The organism is Streptomyces sp. NPDC007971, assembly GCF_042958635.1.
GTDB lineage: Bacteria > Actinomycetota > Actinomycetes > Streptomycetales > Streptomycetaceae > Streptomyces.
Genome location: NZ_JBIBJK010000037.1, coordinates 19,901 through 35,873 on the forward strand (window position 1 = coordinate 19,901; position 15,973 = coordinate 35,873).

A 15,973-nucleotide genomic window follows, 5' to 3' on the forward strand; every position below is an offset into this window, starting at 1 on the left:
CCGTTGCCCCATGCTCGTCGTTCTCCGGGCCGTGCCCGGTGCCGGTCTCAGCCGGTGTGCACGCGCGGGCGCCGGTCCCGGTCCGGCTCCGCCTCGCGCAGCACCTCGCGGGTGACCGGCGCGACCTCGCCCTGCCCGAACAGGAAGAAGCGCAGGAAGTTGGCGAACGGGTTGCCCTCGGTCCACTCGAAGTAGATGTGCGGAGTGCAGCCCGTCATGTCCCGGGTGTGGAGGAGGAGCGCGGCGAGGGCGTTGGGGATGGAGGCGGACTCCACGGTCAGCACGCGGTAGCGGTTGTGCAGGACCTCACCGCGTACGGTCAGGCACGCCTCGAACTCGGAAGGGTCGGTCACCGTGACCTCGACGAAGACGAAGTCCTCCTGCTCGGGCATCTCGTTGTCGGCCCGGATCTGCTCGATCTTGTCGCGGTACTCGGCCTTGTCGCGCCGGTCGGGCTCGTTGGCGATGAAGCGCATCTTGCGGCTGGCCATGTCCCGGACGAATCGCTCCGCCATCGGGTCCATCGACACGCTGGTCACGCGGAGCTCGAAGGCGCGGGCCAGCCGGGACAGCAGCGAGACGAGGATGATGCCCGCGATGAAGCAGGCGCCGATCTTCACACCGTCCGGGCGCTCGATGACGTTGACGACGGTCGTGTAGAGGAACACCACCGAAATGATCGCGAACGTGATGGTCCAGCCGCGCTGGCCCGCCTTGCGGGCGGCGATGGTCACCGCGATCGCCGCGGAGCTGATCAGCACCAGCACACCCGTGGCGTAGGCGCCGCCCTGGGCGTCGACGTCGGCGTCGAAGATCCAGGTGACCAGGAAGGCGACGAGTGTGAAGACGATGACCATGGGCCGGACGGCCCGCGCCCAGTGGGGAGCCATGCCGTACCGGGGCAGATAGCGCGGCATCAGGTTGAGCAGGCCGGCCATGGCGGAGGCGCCGGCGAACCACAGGATGGCGATGGTCGAGACGTCGTACACCGTGCCGAAGGCGTTGCCGAGGTACTCGTGCGCGAGGTAGGCGAGCGCACGGCCGTTGGCCGGGCCGCCTGCCTTGAAATCGTCCGCCGGGATCAGCAGCGTGGTGATGAAGCTGGTCGTGATCAGGAAGACGCTCATGATCAGGGCGGCGGTGGTCAGCAGCTTCTTGGCGTCCCGGATCCGGCCGGTCGGCCGCTCCTCGGTGTCGTCCGGGTCGCCCTTGACGTGGGGCATGACGGCGACGCCGGTCTCGAAGCCGGACAGACCGAGTGCGAGCTTCGGGAAGACGATCAGGGCCACGCCGATCATGACGAACACGTTGCCGTGTTCCGCGGTCAGGGCGCTGGTCCAGTCGGTGATCACGTGCCCCGCGGTGACGACGTGCCACAGGCCGACGATCACGACGACGACGTTGAGCGCGAGGTAGATGCCGACCAGGGCGACGGCGACGCCGATGGCCTCCAGGAAGCCCTTGAGGAACACCGCGCCGAGCAGGGCCACCAGGAAGAGTGTGATCACCATCTGGTGGCCGCTGAGCGCGCTGTTGAGGTGCGGGTTCTCCACCAGGTGGGTCGAGGCGTCGGCGGCGGAGAGGGTGATGGTGATCAGGAAGTCGGTGGCCGCGAAGCCCAGCAGGGTCAGCACGAACAACTTGCCCTGCCAGAAGGAGAGCAGCCGCTCCAGCATGGCGATGGAACCCTCGCCGTGCGGGCTCTCCTCGGCGACCCGGCGGTACACCGGAAGGGCGCCCGCCAGGGTGACTATGACGAGCACGATGGTCGCGATGGGCGACAGCAGACCGGCCGCCAGGGCCGCGATGCCTGGCTGATAGCCGAGGGTCGAGAAGTAGTCGACACCGGTCAGGCACATCACGCGCCACCAGCGCTGGACCGAGTGACCGGTCTCCGGTTCGGCTGCGGAGCCCTCGTGGCCGCCGTGCTTGCCCATGTCGGACAGCCCCTCCAGCATCCAGGCGCGCAGGCGACTGGGGGGGTGCTCGGTCGTGACCATCGGCGTGCTCCTGGTGTGTGGCTCAGTTGATTCCGGCCATCACGCGGACGGCGGCACCAGCGTATGCAGAGAGTGACGTCCTGGCCCACGGAACGGTGGTCCGGGGGCGTCAATCTTGCGTTAAGAATGACCCGACGGGGGAGGCGACGCATCAAGAAGCGGAGGCCCGCATGCCCATGGGGCGACTTTGCGCTGTATGGGGGCTGCCTGGGGGAGGCGCGGCCACGGACGGGGACCGGACACGGTGCGTCATCTCGTACGACGTATCCATGCTGCCCCGCCCGCAGAGGATCCGCAGCCGCAGCGACACGCCTCAGGGCACCCGTCTCCGGGCCGGAGCACGGCAGGCTGATGCGCACCGGGACACGGGAGCCCGGCAGGCCGGCTGCACGGCCGGGCGTTCAGGCCTGCTCTGCGGCCGTCACAGTCCCCGGGTGTCCATGCGCAGATGCCAGGTGTTGCGCCGGTGGACCGCCACGAGGTCGGACTCCAGCGGCGACGGCGGCACCGCGAGGACCGGGCAGACGGCGTGGGCGAGACAGTGCCGGGAGACGCGGCCCGAGAAGGCGCGCTGCAGTCCGCGCCGGCCGGCGCCCACGACCAGGACGTCGTCCTCGCGGTCGGCGGTCGCCACCAGAGCCCGGCCCGGGGTGCCGCGCACGATGACGGCGTGCATCGGCACGCCCGGGCCCTCCTCACCGAAGATCTCGTCGAGCACGGACAGCAGCCGCTGCTTGGCGAGCCGCTGCCACTCCTCGACCAGCAACCCGGCGGCGGGCGAACGGCGGGCGGCGGGATCGCCGCCGGGCGGCTCCCAGGCCAGCACCGGCCACAACTCGGCTCGCAGGCGCCGCGCCAGCGCGGTGCCCCGGCGCAAGGCCGTGACGCTGCCCAGGGAGCCACTCACACCCACCACCACACGGGCAGCCGCCGAGGCGTCGTAACCGGACATGACTTCACCGTTCCTCACGGGTGCGCGCGAGCCCTTCCCACGGGCGGTCCGCGTGCCGGGCCCTGCTTCCATCCCACTCCCGTGCGCGCGGTTCGACCAGCCGGGGGACTCTTTTCCTGTCAGGTTCCTGATGCATCCGGGCAGCCTGTCGCGGGTACCTGTCAGCATCGCGTCAGCGTCGCCCCCGTCCTCGTCAACATCGCGTCAGGGGGCGTCGGCGGGTGGGCCCGGACGGGCATAGCGTCGGGGCAGCCCCGATCCACGCCTCCCCGCGTCCGGGGCACCGAGACCAGCCCATCCGCCCTGGAGGCGACCCATGCTCCAACTCCTTTGCGACGACGACCCGGAGCCTTCCGAACGCACCCCGGCCGGACCGTTGTACGTGCCCGTCCGGCCGGGACCCGCCGGGTGCGCGACGCGTTTGTTCCGCACCCCCCTGGGTGGCCGCACGGCCGTCGCCTTCACCTCCGTGCGCCGTCTGGCCGGCACGTTCGGCCCCGACCAGCAGTGGATACGCCTCTCCGAACCCGCGCTGCGCGCCCTCATGACGCCGCTCGGCGTCACCGCCCTCACCGTCGACCCCTCGTTGTCGGCCCCGACAGCCGTCCCCGCCGCACGAGCCGTCCCGATTCCTGCCTTCCGGATCACGGAGGGGAGCACCCGATGACCACCCTGCACGAAGCCGTCGCCCCCGTATCGGCCACCGCCCCGGTCGCCGCCACCGATTCGCTCCCGGCCACTGCCCCGGTCGCCGCCACCGACTCGGTCCCGGCCGCCGCCCCGGTCACCGCGGCCGACTCCGTCGCCGCCCCCGCACCCGCCGACCTCTCCGTCTGGCCCGCCTCCGCCACCGAACCGAGCCCGGGCGATCCGGCCGTCGCCGGTGTGCCGCTGACCGAGATCGCGGACCGCTTCGGCACCCCCGTCTACGTCGTCGACGAGGGCGAGGTGCGCGGGCGCTGCCGTGTCTACCGGCAGGCCTTTCCCGACGCCGAAGTCCTGTACGCGGCCAAGGCGTTCCTGTGTCGGGCCATGGTCAACTGGACCGCCGAGGAGGGCCTGGGCCTGGACGTCTGCTCGGCCGGCGAGCTGGAACTGGCGGTCACCGCCGGGTTCCCGCCCGAGCGGATCGTGCTGCACGGCAACGCCAAGTCGCCGCAGGACCTGGAGACCGCGCTGCGCCTGGGCGTGGGCCGGATCGTGATCGACAGTCCCTCGGAGATCGCCCGGCTGGCCGCGACTCTCGGGCCCGAGCGCCGGCAGCGTGTGATGGTCCGGGTGGTGCCCGGGGTCGGCGCGGGCGCGCACGACAAGATCCGCACCGGCACCGAAGACCAGAAGTTCGGCCTCTCCGTCTCCGACGGCCACGCCCAGCACGCCATCACCCGGATACTCGACCAGCCGCAGCTCGAACTCACCGGCCTGCACTGCCACCTGGGCTCGCAGATCACCAGTGTGAAGCCGTATGTGACGGCGGTGCGCCGTATGGTCGGCCTCATGGCCCGGCTCCGTGACCAGCACGGACTCGCGCTGCCCGAACTCGACCTCGGCGGCGGCCACGGCATCGCCTACCGCCCCGGCGAACCGGCCCTGGACCCGGCCGTCCTGGCCCGCAGGGTCCACGCCGAGCTCGCCGCGGCCTGCGCGGCCGCCGAACTCCCGGTGCCCCGCCTGATCATCGAACCCGGCCGGGCGATCGCCGGGCCGGCGGGGGTGGCCGTCTACCACGTGCTGGCCGTCAAACGCACCGGCGCCCGGACCTTCGTGGCCGTCGACGGCGGCATGAGCGACAACCCGCGGCCCGCGCTGTACGGCGTCCGGTACGCGCCGCGCCTCGTCGGCCGGCCCGGGACCGAGCCCCTGACTCCGGTGACCGTCGTGGGCCGGCACTGCGAGGCCGGTGACGTTCTCGCCGAGGCCGAACTCCCCGGCGACGTACGCCCGGGCGACCTGCTCGCCGTCCCCGTGGCCGGGGCCTACCAGCTCTCCATGGCCTCCGCCTACAACCTGGTGGGGCGCCCGCCCGTGGTCGCCGTGCACGACGGCCGGGCCCGGCTGCTGGTCCGCCGGGAGTCCCTGGCCGATCTGCGCAGCCGGGACGTGGGCGTCTGACGTCCCGTCGCACCCCGACTCCCGGGCGGGCCGGCCTTCCCTCCCTCGCCGGCCGGCCCGCCCGGGCTCTGTCTCCGCCGCCGCAAAGGGCCGCGGACCGGAGACCGTCGCCGGGGTTTCGTGGTCTCCGGCGTGTGAGAGGCGCTGCGGCAGCGTGCGGCTACGGGCCGTGACCGACTCCGGACACGCGTCGGGGCCGGTGCGCACCGTGGGTGTGCGGCCGGCCCCTCGTGTTCACCGGGCGGTGCGGCGGACCGCCCGGGGTGTGGCGGCTCAGGCGGCGGTCATCACATGATCCGCACCGAGCGGACGGTGCGGGGCGATGACCCGGCCGTCGGGCAGAAGCTCACCGGTGTCCTCGAAGAGCAGGACGCCGTTGCACAGCAGACTCCATCCCTGCTCCGGGTGGTGCGCCACGAGGCGGGCGGACTCCCGGTCGGCGGACTCGGCTGGCGGACACGGCGGCTGGTGCTGGCACATGGGTGGGATCTCTCGCTCTGTTGTGGTCATGTCCGTCCCCCGTGGTGTTTGGTCGGTCGGAACCAGTGTTGTCCTCTGGGCGTCATTCCGCAGGGATTTCGCAGCACCGCTTCTCACAGGTTCATGACGCGTCACCCGCGCGGACGGTTCATTCCAACTGCACTGTCCCTTTGGGTGGTTCTCAGTGGCCGGATAGGGCTAGTCCGAGCGGGAGAGATCCTTTATTGGCTCGTAGGAGCGGGCAATTGCTCGTACGAGCGCAATCTGCTGGGAAAGCAGTGGAACGGTAAACGGTCGAACGGAAAAAAAGGCGTACCCCGCTCCCTTCCGGGCAGCGGGGTACGCGGGTGTCGGTCAGGCGGGCGAGCCGAGCAGACGGATCGGAGTCGCCCGGTGGGTCAGCACCGGCAGCAGCTCGGCGACCCGGTACGGCCGGTGGGTCGAGATACCGGGCGGGGCCGGTGCCAGCGGGACGAGCAGGTCGGTGGCGGCCGGATGGCCCTCGGTGCCGTCGGCGGCGGTGTCGCCGTGCAGCCACAGGGTGAGCATGTACAGGCCGGGCACGGACAGCAGGCGCGGCTGGTACGGCTGCGTCAGGGCCTCGGCCTGCTGCAGGGCGCGCTCGGTGGAGCCGATGTAAGGGCCCTCGAAGAAGTGGGAGAACGCCCACCCGTCAGGGGTGAGCATGGTGTCGGCCGCGGCCACCGCGCGGTCCCCGCAGCGGATCAGGAAGCGCCAGCCGGCCAGCCGGGTCGCGGACAGGCCCTGCGCGGTGATCCGGTCCAACACATGCACCGGGAGAGGGAGTTCGGGTATCGCGGGTCCCTGGGCGACGCGCAGGGACGGGGTTCGGGCCTCGCGGACCGCGGTGGGGGAACCGAGGGCCGTGAGGACGGAGCGCAGTGCGGGCGCGGGGGCAGGGGGCACGTGCAGCGGCATGGTGGGTCGCCTCTCGTTCGACAGGCGCGGCGGCGCGAGGAGGGTGGGGCGGACGACGCTGTCTGCTCACGGGGGTGGCCAGAGGGGAGGGGGCCCGAGGAGTGAACGAGGGGCCGAGGTCTGCCGTCCGTCACGTTGACAGCAGGAACACGGCAGGAACCAGGACTGCGGGCGCCAACCTTCTGCCTTGTACGCGAAGTTTATACGACGCGTGTTCAGACCTTGTTTCATCTATCGGACCCCGGTAACCCGGTCAAGGTGTCATTCAGCCGCTGATTCGCGGTAAACATCCCGATTTCCTGGCCCGGCGGGCGCCGCTGACCTCGCAATATGCCGCCGTCGCGGTCGGCCGAATGTCGTCGGCGTTTTTCACGAGGTACTCGGGGCATATGAACGTGCGTGATGCGACTTGCCCCGTGAATGTGCCGCGGGGAACCTTACGACAGACTAGCGGGTGCCGGGTCCGCGCGGGACGTTATCGATCGCTTTCCCTGGGCATCATCCCACCTGACCCGGGACCCCGGCGGCCGGACATGCGGCCCGCCCATCCGAGGAGGGACACTTCGATGGGGGAAAAGGTCGTGGCAGGGCGGATCGATCTGTCCGATCGCCAGCACTACCGCGAAAAGCTCCAGAAGTGCCTGGCGGGACTGGAGCGACTGCTGGAGGAGAAGCGGTTCGATCGCCCGAAGAACCTCATGGGGGTGGAGATCGAGCTGAATCTCGCGGGGCCCGACGGCATGCCGAAAATGCTGAACGGGCAGGTGTTGGAGCGCATCGCGAGCCGCGATTTCCAAACAGAACTCGCCATGTTCAACCTGGAAGTGAACATCGCCCCACACCGGTTGGGCGGCCGGGTATTCGACCGGCTCACCGAGGAACTGCGCACCTCCCTGGCGTATGCCGACCGGAAAGCCGGTGAGGTGGACGCCGGGATCGTGATGATCGGCATTCTGCCCACGCTCGACCGCGACGACCTGGTCTCCGCCAATCTCTCCGAGGCGGACCGCTACACCCTGCTCAACGACCAGATCGTGGCCGCCCGTGGCGAGGACTTCCGCCTCGACATCGAGGGGGTGGAGCACCTCGTCTGCACGTCGAAGTCGATCGTCCCCGAGGCCGCGTGCACCTCCGTACAGCTGCACCTCCAGGTCACCCCGGCCCGCTTCGCCGATGTGTGGAACGCGGCGCAGGTGGCGTGCGCCGCACAGATCGCCGTCGGCGCCAACTCGCCCTTCCTGTTCGGGCACGAGCTGTGGCGCGAGTCCCGGCCGCCGCTGTTCCTGCAGGCCACCGACACACGCCCGCCGGAGCTCCAGGCCCAGGGGGTGAGGCCGCGCATCTGGTTCGGCGAGCGCTGGATCTCCTCCGCGTACGACCTGTTCGAGGAGAACCTGCGGTTCTTCCCGCCCCTGCTGCCGATCTGCGACGAGGAGGACCCCCTGGCGGTCCTCGATGCCGGGGGCATCCCGCGGCTCGCCGAACTCGTCCTGCACAACGGCACGGTGTACCGCTGGAACCGGCCCGTCTACGACATCGCGGACGGCGTGCCGCACCTGCGCGTGGAGAACCGGGTCCTGCCGGCGGGGCCGACCATCATCGACGTGATCGCCAACGCGGCTTTCTACTACGGCCTGGTGCGAGCCCTTGCCGAGGAGACGCGCCCGGTATGGACCCGGCTGTCCTTCGCCGCGGCCGAGGCCAACTTCGACGCGGCCTGCCGGTACGGCATCGATGCGCGGTTCGTCTGGCCGCGGCGGGGGCGCTACGGCGGTACCGGCGAGGTCGACGCGGTCACCCTGGTCCGGGACGAACTGCTGCCGCTGGCCTCCGCGGGACTGGACGCGTGGGGAGTGGAAGCCGCCGACCGGGACCTGTACCTGGGCGTCATCGAGGAGCGGTGCCGGCGCCGGGTCAACGGGGCGTCCTGGCAGGCGGCCACCTTCCACCGGGCCCGGGAGCAGGGCCTGAGCCGTGCGGCGGCCCTCGCGGCGACGACCCGGCGCTATGCGGAGCTGATGCATATGGGGGAGCCGGTGCACACATGGCCGGTGGGCCTGCCGGAGGCCGTACCGCTCGGCTGACGCGCGCCGCCCGCGGGCCGGACGACGCACCGACGGAACGGCCGAGGGGTGCGGGGCCCGTCTCTCTGCGGCTCGGTGCGGTCTGCGGCCGGTCCCTTGGCGGCTTGGCCGGTCGGGGTGCCGGTTTTTCTGTGGCCCGGTGCGGCTGGGAGGCGGGTTTCCCTGTGGCCCGGTGCGGTCGGGGGACGGGTTTCCCTGCGGCTCGGTGCGGCTCCGGGGGCGGTCTCCCCGCGGCCCGGTGCGTGGTGGCCGGTAGGCCTTCTGCGATCCTTGCGGGACCAAGGAACGATGGAACGCAGGGGGCCGGTGAGCTGCCTGTCGGTCGGAGCGCAGGTGGAGGCTGACCCGGTGGCCGAGGCTTTTCCGCAGGAGCGGTTCTCGCGACGGATCTACCGGGACGAGACGCTGCTCGTCCTGGCACTCTCGCTCGGGGCGAGCGGGGTGTCCGCGCTGATCAGCTTTGTCGGGTCGGTGACCAAACCCGGCGGGCTCAAGGACCAGGCGGCCACCCTCAACGCCTCGGCCGCGCCCGGCCGCCCCTGGCTCGACCTCGCCTGGCAGCTCTTCGGCATCGCCTCCGCGCTGGTCCCGGTGGCCCTGGTCGCCCACCTGCTGCTGCGCGAGGGCGAGAGCCTGCGGACGCTGGGCTTCGACCGCACCCGTCCCTGGTTCGACCTCGGTCGGGGTGCGGGGGTCGCCGCCGTGATCGGCAGCACCGGCATCGCCTTCTACCTGGCCGCCCGCGGCCTCGGCTTCAACCTCACGGTGGTGCCCGAGGCGCTGCCCGACGTGTGGTGGAAGTACCCCGTGCTGGTCCTGTCCGCGTTGCAGAACGCGATCCTCGAAGAGGTCATCGTCGTCGGCTATCTGCTGCGCCGGCTCGGGCAGTTGGGCTGGACGCCGGGGACCGCGCTGGTGGCCAGTGCGGTCCTGCGCGGCTCGTACCACCTCTACCAGGGTGTCGGCGGCTTCCTCGGCAACATGGTCATGGGCGTGGTCTTCGTCTGGCTCTACCGCCGCTGGGGCCGGGTCGGCCCCCTGGTCGTCGCGCACTCCCTGCTCGACATCGGCGCGTTCGTCGGCTACGCCCTGCTCGCGGGCAAGGTGGGCTGGCTGCCGACGGCCTGAAGGCCCGTCGGCTCAGGCGAGCAGCTCGCCTTCGATCACGGTGACCGCGCGGCCGGTGAGCAGGGTGCGCCCGCCGCGCAGTCCGGTGCGCACCAGCCCGCTGCGGCGCGAGGCCTGCAGACCGACGAGGTCGTCCCGGCCGATCCGCGCCGACCAGTGCGGGGCCAGCGCGGTGTGGGCGCTGCCGGTGACCGGGTCCTCGTCGATGCCGACGTTCGGGAAGAAGCAGCGGGAGACGAAGTCGTAGCCGAGCGAGGGGTCCTCGGCGCGGGCGGTGGCGATGACGCCGCGCGTCGAGTGGGCGCCGAGCGCCTTGTGGTCGGGGGCGAGCCCGAGCACCGTCCGCTCGTCGGCCAGTTCCACCAGCAGGTCGCCGACCTGGGGCCCGGTGTCGTACGCGACGAGGGGTTCGGCACCCAGCGCCTTGCCGAGGCCGGCCGGCACCTCGGCCTCGGTGAGCGGTGCGGTCGGGAAGTCCAGGGTGATCCAGCCGTCGGCGCCGGGCGTGGCGACGAGCACACCGCTGCGGGTGGCGAACCGCACCGGTCCCTCGTGGGCACCGGTGGTGCGCAGGACGTGGGCCGTCGCCAGCGTGGCGTGCCCGCACATCGCGACCTCGGTGGCCGGCGTGAACCAGCGCAGTGCCCAGTCCGCCTCGCCGCCCTCGGGCAGGCGGTGCGCGAACGCCGTCTCGGCGTGGTTGACCTCCGAGGCGACGTTCTGGAGCCAGTCGTCGTCCGGAAAGACGTCGTCCAGGAGCAGGACTCCGGCCGGGTTGCCGGCGAAGGGGCGGTCGGTGAAGGCGTCGACGATTCGGATGCGCATGACGTCGACGCTAGAGCGGCCGCAAGCCACGGGCCAAGGCCAATCCACGAGCCCTGGACCGATTTCGCGCCGACGGGGCAGCCGTTCCCCGCTCGACCCGCTCGACGGGTGGGCGGCTCACTCGCGCGGGCTGGAGGATTCGCCTTCGTCGGGCGGCTCCTCCTCATGGACGTCGGGCATCCGGAGTGGCTGTTTCTCGCGGACGTTCACGGCCACCGGCGAGGGCCCTGCGCGGCGAACTGCCGACTTGACGGCCCCAGCGGTCCAGGACGCTGGTCATGGGTCTGTCATCGAGGACCTTCGAGGACCTTCGAAGGTCGTTGACGTCAGTTGCGGTTGCGGTTGCGGTTGCGGTTGCGGTGGTTGCCGTACGTCGCTGCTGTACGGCAACTCCGCTGCCACCAGGCCGTTGTCAGTGCCCCCTGCTAGCTTGCCGGGTGGAGAGAGACCGGTCAGAGAACCTTCGAGGTCCGCGGTCAAGGGGGGTGGGCACAAAGGTTCCCAGGAGCCACCTCGGGACTATGGTGCAGGCCGCAGACCCCACCCCCCTCATCCCCCCTCATCACCTGGCCCGAGGCATCCCGCGTCTGTCGGTGATCCAGCCGGCCTTGTGCCTGGGCACGAGGCCAGTCGCCGTCTCATCCGACCGAGTCGAGCCGTAGCAGGTCAGGCATGCGGTGACAGGCCGTCGTCCACCGGGAAGTTCTGGGCTTCCAGCGTGATGCCGGAGTTCCTGGCCTGTTCGACGATCAGGGCGGCGAAGTCCTCCTCGACGTGCCCCGCGCCGATGGCACTCGCGACGAGCTGAGCGGTGGCGGCGGCGAGCGGCATCGGGACCTCCAACTCGCGGGCGGCGGCCAGTCCCAGGTCGAAGTCCTTGCGGAGCAGCGGCATGGTGAACGTCGGCGTGAAGGCAGGTTGGGTTCCCGCTCACCAGGGGCGGCCAGGAAGCCGGTCCCGCGTTTGGCGGCTGCTTTCCGCATCAGCGCAGACGTCTGCGTGGACACCGTGGAGCTGCCGACCCACGGCGGCCTCGGCACCGGTTTGTCCGACCATCCCGTCCCGCCTGCGGCAGCGAGGATCGAGCCCTGCTGGACCGCACGCGCGTATGCGATCACCTGTGAGTCTGCGTCCCCACACGCTCGTTCGCCTACAGGCGCACCTGTAGGCACCCCGGGCGGGTGACGGTGTGCCTCGCCCGGGCCGCATCGACCGGGTTGGCTGAGACGGCGACCGGCTTCGACGAGAACGGACAGCCGGCCTCTCCGGAAGGGGCTTGTCATGCGATCGGTTCCGATATATCGTTGAGCCATCGCGTAAGGAACGCGAGTGATACATGACAGATCAACGATGGAATGGAGTGATCGCGATGCGCACCCACGGATTCGAGCGTGGACATCGTGAGGGCGGCCCGGGCCGGCACGGTCGGGGCGGCTTCGGTGGATTCGAGGCCCGGCGGGCCGCCTTCGGGCCCTTCGGTCCGGGCGGTCCCGGGTTCGGGCCCGGCGGGCCCGGTTTCGGACCGGGACCCTGGGGGCCGCGAGGGCGCGGAGGCCCGAGGGGGAGGGCGCGGCGCGGTGATGTGCGCGCCTCGATGCTCGCCCTGCTCAAGGACCGGCCGATGCACGGCTACGAGATGATCCAGGAGATCGCCGAGCGCAGCGGCGGCGCCTGGAAGCCCAGCCCCGGTTCGGTCTACCCCACCCTCCAGCTGCTGGAGGACGAGGGCCTGATCACGAGTGAGAGCGAGGGCGGCAAGAAGCTGTTCTCCCTGACCGAGAGCGGTCGCAGTGCCGCCGAGGAAGGGCCGGACGCCCCCTGGGAGGAGGCCTCTCGCGGGGTCGACTGGGAGGCTCTCGGTGAGATCCGCCAGGCCGGCTTCGGTCTGATGGAGGCCTTCGGGCAGGTCTGGAAGACCGGTACGAAGGAGCAGCGCGAGAAGGCGCTGGCCGTCATCAACGACGCCCGTAAGAAGCTGTACCTCATCCTGGCCGACGAGCACTGACGAACGGTGGGACCGGTGTGGCGGTCGAGGCGCCCCGCGGAGTCCTCCGCGGGGCGCCTTCCCGTGTCCGTGCCCCCGCCGGTGTCGGTGCCTGGTGTCGGTACCCGTCCCGGTGTCGGTGCCGGTGGCTGCGCCTGTACCGGTAGGTGCACCCGGGACTGTGTCCGCGGGCGGGGTTCAGGTCACCAGGCCGTCCAGCTTGCGCAGCGACTCGTTCAGGGCCGCCGTCGCCGAGTCCTTGAGCTTGCCCGCCATCAGTGACACCGCGGCCCCCGTGAACTCACCGTCGATACGGACCGTCGTCGCGTCCCCGTCGGGCGTGAGTGTGTAGCGCGTGGCGACGGTCACCGCCATCGGGCCCTTGCCGCGGATGGCGAACAACCGGGCCGGTTCCAGTTCCTCGATGGTCCAGTCGACCTCCGCCGGGAAGCCCATCAGCTTCATGTTCTCCTGGAACGTCCCGCCCACCGCCAGGGACTCGGGTCCCCCCTTGGGGAAACTGGTGTGGGTCGCGTTCCACTCGCCGTACGACGACCAGTCGGTGAGCTGGGTCCACACCTTCTCGGCCGGCGCCTGGATCCGTGCCTCCGCGCTGACTTCGGCCATGCGACCACCCCTTCGTATGCGGCTACGCTGTCGCGGAACGTAGCCGCAGGGCCTCGAACATTCAATACTGATGAACTGTCAGAAGGTGTGCCGACGGCCGGTCGGGTCGCCATCCTGCATGAGTGGCCGTCCTGCGTGGTCGCCTCGGGGGTACGTGACAAGTCGACGCGCGCCATGTGGCTGGAATCGGCCTGATCTCCTCCGTAAGGATGAGATGCGGACAGGCGATGTCCACTCTGCGTGGGACGCACACATGGTTCCCCTCGTCGATGACGTGGCACCGTGAGGCTGATGGGGTAGAGGGTGTGCAACGCCGTATGACCCGCCAGCCCGCCCACGACCTGGGCGGTCCGCGCCCGCACGACGCTGCCGGGCTCGGTGCCGAGCTGACGGCGGTGGTCGCCGGTGCCCGCCGCAGGGCTGTGCGGGACGGGGACCGGCAGATCGACACCGCCCACCTGCTCCACTCGCTCCTGGAGTCCGATCCCGAGGTCCGTGCCGTCGTCGGGGACGCGCCGCAGCTCGCCCGGCTGCTCGGCTATCTCGTGCAGCGCAGCATCGGCTACGGGCTGCGCTGGCAGAGCACCGTGGAGGACTCCGGCGCGATCGCCGTCGTACCCGACCCCTCTGTGTACGGCGGTGAAGCCAAGGACGCGGGTCGCTGGTCGCCGGCCGCGGCCGCCGCGATGGAGGACGCCCGCCGACGCGCCCGCGAACGTGACGAGATCCGTTCCCGCGAGCGTGAGGACAGCCGTTGCCGTGAGCGCGACGAACTCCGTTCCCGTGAGCGTGCGGAGACCCTTTCCCGTGAGCGTGCGGAGACTCGCGCGCGCGGCACCGATCTGCTCGCCGCGCTCGTCGTGGACCCGCAGTCCCGGTCCGTCGAGGTCCTCGCCCGCGCCGGCATTTCCGTCCATGAACTGCGCACCCGGATCGAGGCCCGTGAAGAGGAGCACGCCGACGGCGGGCCGGCCTGCTGAATCCGGACGCCGCGAGCCCGGGCGCGTCCATCCCGTGAGACAGGTGTCATGAGGGATGACGCTCATGTCGCGCCCTGTCATCATGTGCCGGTGCATACGTCTGAGAGCAGTCAGGGCAGCCACGGCAAGGGTGTCGGGCTCGGTCTCGCGCTCGCTTCGGCGCTCGCCTTCGGCGGGTCCGGAGTGGCCGCCAAACCGCTGATCGAGGCCGGCCTCGACCCCCTCCACGTGGTGTGGCTGCGGGTGGCCGGCGCCGCCGTGGTCATGCTGCCGCTCGCCGTACGGCACCGCGCTCTGCTGCGCCGCCGCCCGGCGCTGCTCGCCGGGTTCGGGCTGCTGGCCGTCGCAGGCGTTCAGGCCTGCTACTTCGCCGCGCTCTCGCGGATCCCGGTCGGCGTGGCGCTGCTCGTCGAGTACCTCGCGCCCGCGCTCGTGCTCGGCTGGGTGCGGTTCGTGCAGCGGCGGCCGGTGACGCGTGCGGCCGCGCTCGGCGTGGTGCTCGCGGCCGGGGGCCTCGCGTGCGTGGTGGAGGTGTGGGCGGGGCTGAGCTTCGATGCGCTCGGCCTGCTGTTCGCGCTCGGTGCCGCCTTCTGCCAGGTCGGCTACTTCGTCCTGTCCGACCAGGGCAGCGAGGCGGGTGAGCGGGCACCGGACCCGCTCGGTGTCATCGCCTACGGTCTGCTCGTCGGCGCTGCCGTGCTCACCGTTGTGGCCCGCCCGTGGACGATGCACTGGTCGGTGCTGGCCGGCTCCGTACGCATGAACGGCACCGCCGTCCCGGCCGTCGCCCTGCTCGCCTGGATCGTCCTCGTCGCCACGGTGATCGCGTACATCACGGGTGTGTCGTCCGTGCGGCGGCTGTCCCCGCAGGTCGCGGGCGTCGTCGCGTGCCTGGAGGCGGTCATCGCGACCGTGCTGGCCTGGGTGCTGCTCGGAGAGCACCTGTCGGCGCCGCAGGTGGTGGGTGGCATGATCGTCCTGATCGGCGCGTTCATCGCCCAGTCCTCGACACCCGCCAAGGGCTCCGCCGAGCCGGTGGCCGCGGGAGGCGCGGAGAGGGAGACGTCCCCGGAAGAGGCCCACGCCGTCGGCTGAACCCAGCTCGGCAGCGGACGGCCCCCGCCACGCGCCTCGTCCCGTCAGACGGCCCGCCCCGTCAGGTAGTCCGGGAGGTCGATGCCGGGCGCCAGGTCGGCATTGGCGACGGGGGTGTCGTAGCCCTTGCGGAGCGGGACGACGCCGGCCCAGTGCGGCAGGGACAGGTCCTCGGGCTCGTCGTTCGCGCCGCCGGTGCGTACCTTGGCGGAGACCTCGTCGAGGTCGAGGCGGATGACCGCGGTGGCGGCCAGCTCCTTCTTGTTCGCGGGCCGGGAGTCGGCGGCCCGGCCCGGTACGACGTGGTCCACCAGCGCGTCCAGGGCCAGCCTGCGCTCCTCGGGGTCGGTGACCTCGTGCGCGATGCCGTGCACCACCACGGAGCGGTAGTTGATGGAGTGGTGGAAGGCGGAGCGGGCCAGCACCAGCCCGTCGACATGCGTGACCGTCAGGCACACCGAGAGCCCGGGGTCCGTCCGGCCGGTCATCCGCAGCGGGCGCGAGCCGGTGGACCCGTGGACGTAGAGCCGCTCGCCGACCCGGCCGTACAGCGTCGGCAGCACCACCGGGGCGCCGTCGCGGACGAAGCCGAGGTGGCAGACGTAGCCCTCGTCGAGTATCGCGTGCACCATCTCCCGGTCGTACGAGGCCCGGTCGGCCGACCGCGTGGGCACGGTGCGGTCGGTCGGGGTGTAGGCGGCGGGCTGCTGCGATGTCTCCCGGGTCCCCTGCATGGCGTTCTCCATTGCACTAGTGCATAATAAGGT

At 71.3% G+C, this 15,973-nt stretch carries 15 protein-coding genes; 7 read left to right on the forward strand and 8 right to left on the reverse strand.

What is annotated here, in order from left to right; all coding sequences use genetic code 11:
• Window positions 1-47: 47 nt before the first annotated feature.
• Both ACFZCP_RS43730 and ACFZCP_RS43735 read right to left on the reverse strand, forming a co-directional pair.
• On the reverse strand, window positions 48-2,000 hold the full coding sequence (locus ACFZCP_RS43730; RefSeq protein WP_391442331.1) for an APC family permease: 1,953 nt from the start codon (window positions 1,998-2,000) through the stop codon (window positions 48-50).
• A gap of 421 nt (window positions 2,001-2,421) precedes the next feature.
• Window positions 2,422-2,952 (reverse strand): universal stress protein, encoded by a 531-nt coding sequence (locus ACFZCP_RS43735; protein WP_391442332.1) that lies wholly within the window; start codon window positions 2,950-2,952, stop codon window positions 2,422-2,424.
• Window positions 2,953-3,268: 316 nt separating this feature from the next.
• Here ACFZCP_RS43735 and ACFZCP_RS43740 point away from each other — a divergent pair, with 316 nt between their 5' ends.
• Complete coding sequence (locus tag ACFZCP_RS43740) at window positions 3,269-3,619, forward strand: SAV_915 family protein (RefSeq protein WP_391442333.1); 351 nt, start codon at window positions 3,269-3,271, stop codon at window positions 3,617-3,619.
• Window positions 3,616-5,064: a diaminopimelate decarboxylase gene (gene lysA / locus ACFZCP_RS43745; RefSeq protein WP_391442334.1), complete on the forward strand. Its 1,449-nt coding sequence runs from the start codon at window positions 3,616-3,618 to the stop codon at window positions 5,062-5,064. The genes ACFZCP_RS43740 and lysA overlap by 4 nt, the downstream gene beginning before the upstream one ends.
• Before the next feature lie 273 nt (window positions 5,065-5,337).
• Here the strand turns inward: lysA and ACFZCP_RS43750 are convergent, their stop codons facing one another.
• Window positions 5,338-5,544, reverse strand: a complete 207-nt coding sequence (locus ACFZCP_RS43750) for a DUF5999 family protein (RefSeq protein ID WP_116152356.1) — start codon at window positions 5,542-5,544, stop codon at window positions 5,338-5,340.
• A 354-nt stretch (window positions 5,545-5,898) separates the two neighbouring features.
• The gene (locus ACFZCP_RS43755) at window positions 5,899-6,483 is read right to left on the reverse strand and encodes a hypothetical protein (RefSeq protein WP_391442335.1); all 585 of its coding nucleotides are present in this window, start codon (window positions 6,481-6,483) and stop codon (window positions 5,899-5,901) included.
• Between the two features lie 566 nt (window positions 6,484-7,049).
• Between ACFZCP_RS43755 and ACFZCP_RS43760 the strand changes: the two genes are divergently transcribed.
• Window positions 7,050-8,567 carry a glutamate--cysteine ligase gene (locus tag ACFZCP_RS43760; RefSeq protein WP_362700789.1) on the forward strand — a complete coding sequence of 506 codons (1,518 nt, stop codon included), beginning with the start codon at window positions 7,050-7,052 and terminating at the stop codon, window positions 8,565-8,567.
• A 288-nt stretch (window positions 8,568-8,855) separates the two neighbouring features.
• Window positions 8,856-9,695 (forward strand): type II CAAX endopeptidase family protein, encoded by an 840-nt coding sequence (locus ACFZCP_RS43765; protein WP_362700787.1) that lies wholly within the window; start codon window positions 8,856-8,858, stop codon window positions 9,693-9,695.
• 12 nt (window positions 9,696-9,707) lie between these two features.
• On the opposite strand, the gene ACFZCP_RS43770 is transcribed toward ACFZCP_RS43765, so the two are convergent.
• Window positions 9,708-10,520, reverse strand: a complete 813-nt coding sequence (locus tag ACFZCP_RS43770) for a PhzF family phenazine biosynthesis isomerase (protein WP_391442336.1) — start codon at window positions 10,518-10,520, stop codon at window positions 9,708-9,710.
• Window positions 10,521-11,186: 666 nt separating this feature from the next.
• A complete protein-coding gene (locus tag ACFZCP_RS43775) occupies window positions 11,187-11,414 on the reverse strand; it encodes an NAD-binding protein (protein ID WP_391442337.1) in 228 nt (75 codons plus the stop codon).
• Window positions 11,415-11,889: 475 nt separating this feature from the next.
• Between ACFZCP_RS43775 and ACFZCP_RS43780 the strand changes: the two genes are divergently transcribed.
• Window positions 11,890-12,525 (forward strand): helix-turn-helix transcriptional regulator, encoded by a 636-nt coding sequence (locus ACFZCP_RS43780; protein WP_391442338.1) that lies wholly within the window; start codon window positions 11,890-11,892, stop codon window positions 12,523-12,525.
• A 177-nt stretch (window positions 12,526-12,702) separates the two neighbouring features.
• Here the strand turns inward: ACFZCP_RS43780 and ACFZCP_RS43785 are convergent, their stop codons facing one another.
• Complete coding sequence (locus tag ACFZCP_RS43785) at window positions 12,703-13,131, reverse strand: SRPBCC family protein (protein WP_362694728.1); 429 nt, start codon at window positions 13,129-13,131, stop codon at window positions 12,703-12,705.
• A gap of 317 nt (window positions 13,132-13,448) precedes the next feature.
• On the opposite strand from ACFZCP_RS43785, the gene ACFZCP_RS43790 reads away from it, so the two are divergent.
• Together ACFZCP_RS43790 and ACFZCP_RS43795 are read left to right on the forward strand one after the other, a co-directional pair.
• A complete protein-coding gene (locus tag ACFZCP_RS43790; RefSeq protein ID WP_391442339.1) occupies window positions 13,449-14,111 on the forward strand; it encodes a Clp protease N-terminal domain-containing protein in 663 nt (220 codons plus the stop codon).
• 84 nt (window positions 14,112-14,195) lie between these two features.
• Window positions 14,196-15,206 carry an EamA family transporter gene (locus tag ACFZCP_RS43795; RefSeq protein WP_391442364.1) on the forward strand — a complete coding sequence of 337 codons (1,011 nt, stop codon included), beginning with the start codon at window positions 14,196-14,198 and terminating at the stop codon, window positions 15,204-15,206.
• Between the two features lie 44 nt (window positions 15,207-15,250).
• Here ACFZCP_RS43795 and ACFZCP_RS43800 read toward each other — a convergent pair whose 3' ends face one another.
• Complete coding sequence (locus ACFZCP_RS43800) at window positions 15,251-15,940, reverse strand: pyridoxamine 5'-phosphate oxidase family protein (protein WP_391442340.1); 690 nt, start codon at window positions 15,938-15,940, stop codon at window positions 15,251-15,253.
• Window positions 15,941-15,973: the final 33 nt, after the last annotated feature.

What these genes read in the sequence shown, in the direction of transcription:
- ACFZCP_RS43730 (WP_391442331.1), bottom strand. Translation starts at nt 2,000, where the DNA reads ATGGTCACGACCGAGCACCCCCCCAGTCGCCTGCGCGCCTGGATGCTG.
- ACFZCP_RS43735 (WP_391442332.1), bottom strand. Translation starts at nt 2,952, where the DNA reads ATGTCCGGTTACGACGCCTCGGCGGCTGCCCGTGTGGTGGTGGGTGTG.
- ACFZCP_RS43740 (WP_391442333.1), top strand. Translation starts at nt 3,269, where the DNA reads ATGCTCCAACTCCTTTGCGACGACGACCCGGAGCCTTCCGAACGCACC.
- lysA (WP_391442334.1), top strand. Translation starts at nt 3,616, where the DNA reads ATGACCACCCTGCACGAAGCCGTCGCCCCCGTATCGGCCACCGCCCCG.
- ACFZCP_RS43750 (WP_116152356.1), bottom strand. Translation starts at nt 5,544, where the DNA reads ATGTGCCAGCACCAGCCGCCGTGTCCGCCAGCCGAGTCCGCCGACCGG.
- ACFZCP_RS43755 (WP_391442335.1), bottom strand. Translation starts at nt 6,483, where the DNA reads ATGCCGCTGCACGTGCCCCCTGCCCCCGCGCCCGCACTGCGCTCCGTC.
- ACFZCP_RS43760 (WP_362700789.1), top strand. Translation starts at nt 7,050, where the DNA reads ATGGGGGAAAAGGTCGTGGCAGGGCGGATCGATCTGTCCGATCGCCAG.
- ACFZCP_RS43765 (WP_362700787.1), top strand. Translation starts at nt 8,856, where the DNA reads ATGGAACGCAGGGGGCCGGTGAGCTGCCTGTCGGTCGGAGCGCAGGTG.
- ACFZCP_RS43770 (WP_391442336.1), bottom strand. Translation starts at nt 10,520, where the DNA reads ATGCGCATCCGAATCGTCGACGCCTTCACCGACCGCCCCTTCGCCGGC.
- ACFZCP_RS43775 (WP_391442337.1), bottom strand. Translation starts at nt 11,414, where the DNA reads ATGCCGCTGCTCCGCAAGGACTTCGACCTGGGACTGGCCGCCGCCCGC.
- ACFZCP_RS43780 (WP_391442338.1), top strand. Translation starts at nt 11,890, where the DNA reads ATGCGCACCCACGGATTCGAGCGTGGACATCGTGAGGGCGGCCCGGGC.
- ACFZCP_RS43785 (WP_362694728.1), bottom strand. Translation starts at nt 13,131, where the DNA reads ATGGCCGAAGTCAGCGCGGAGGCACGGATCCAGGCGCCGGCCGAGAAG.
- ACFZCP_RS43790 (WP_391442339.1), top strand. Translation starts at nt 13,449, where the DNA reads ATGACCCGCCAGCCCGCCCACGACCTGGGCGGTCCGCGCCCGCACGAC.
- ACFZCP_RS43800 (WP_391442340.1), bottom strand. Translation starts at nt 15,940, where the DNA reads ATGCAGGGGACCCGGGAGACATCGCAGCAGCCCGCCGCCTACACCCCG.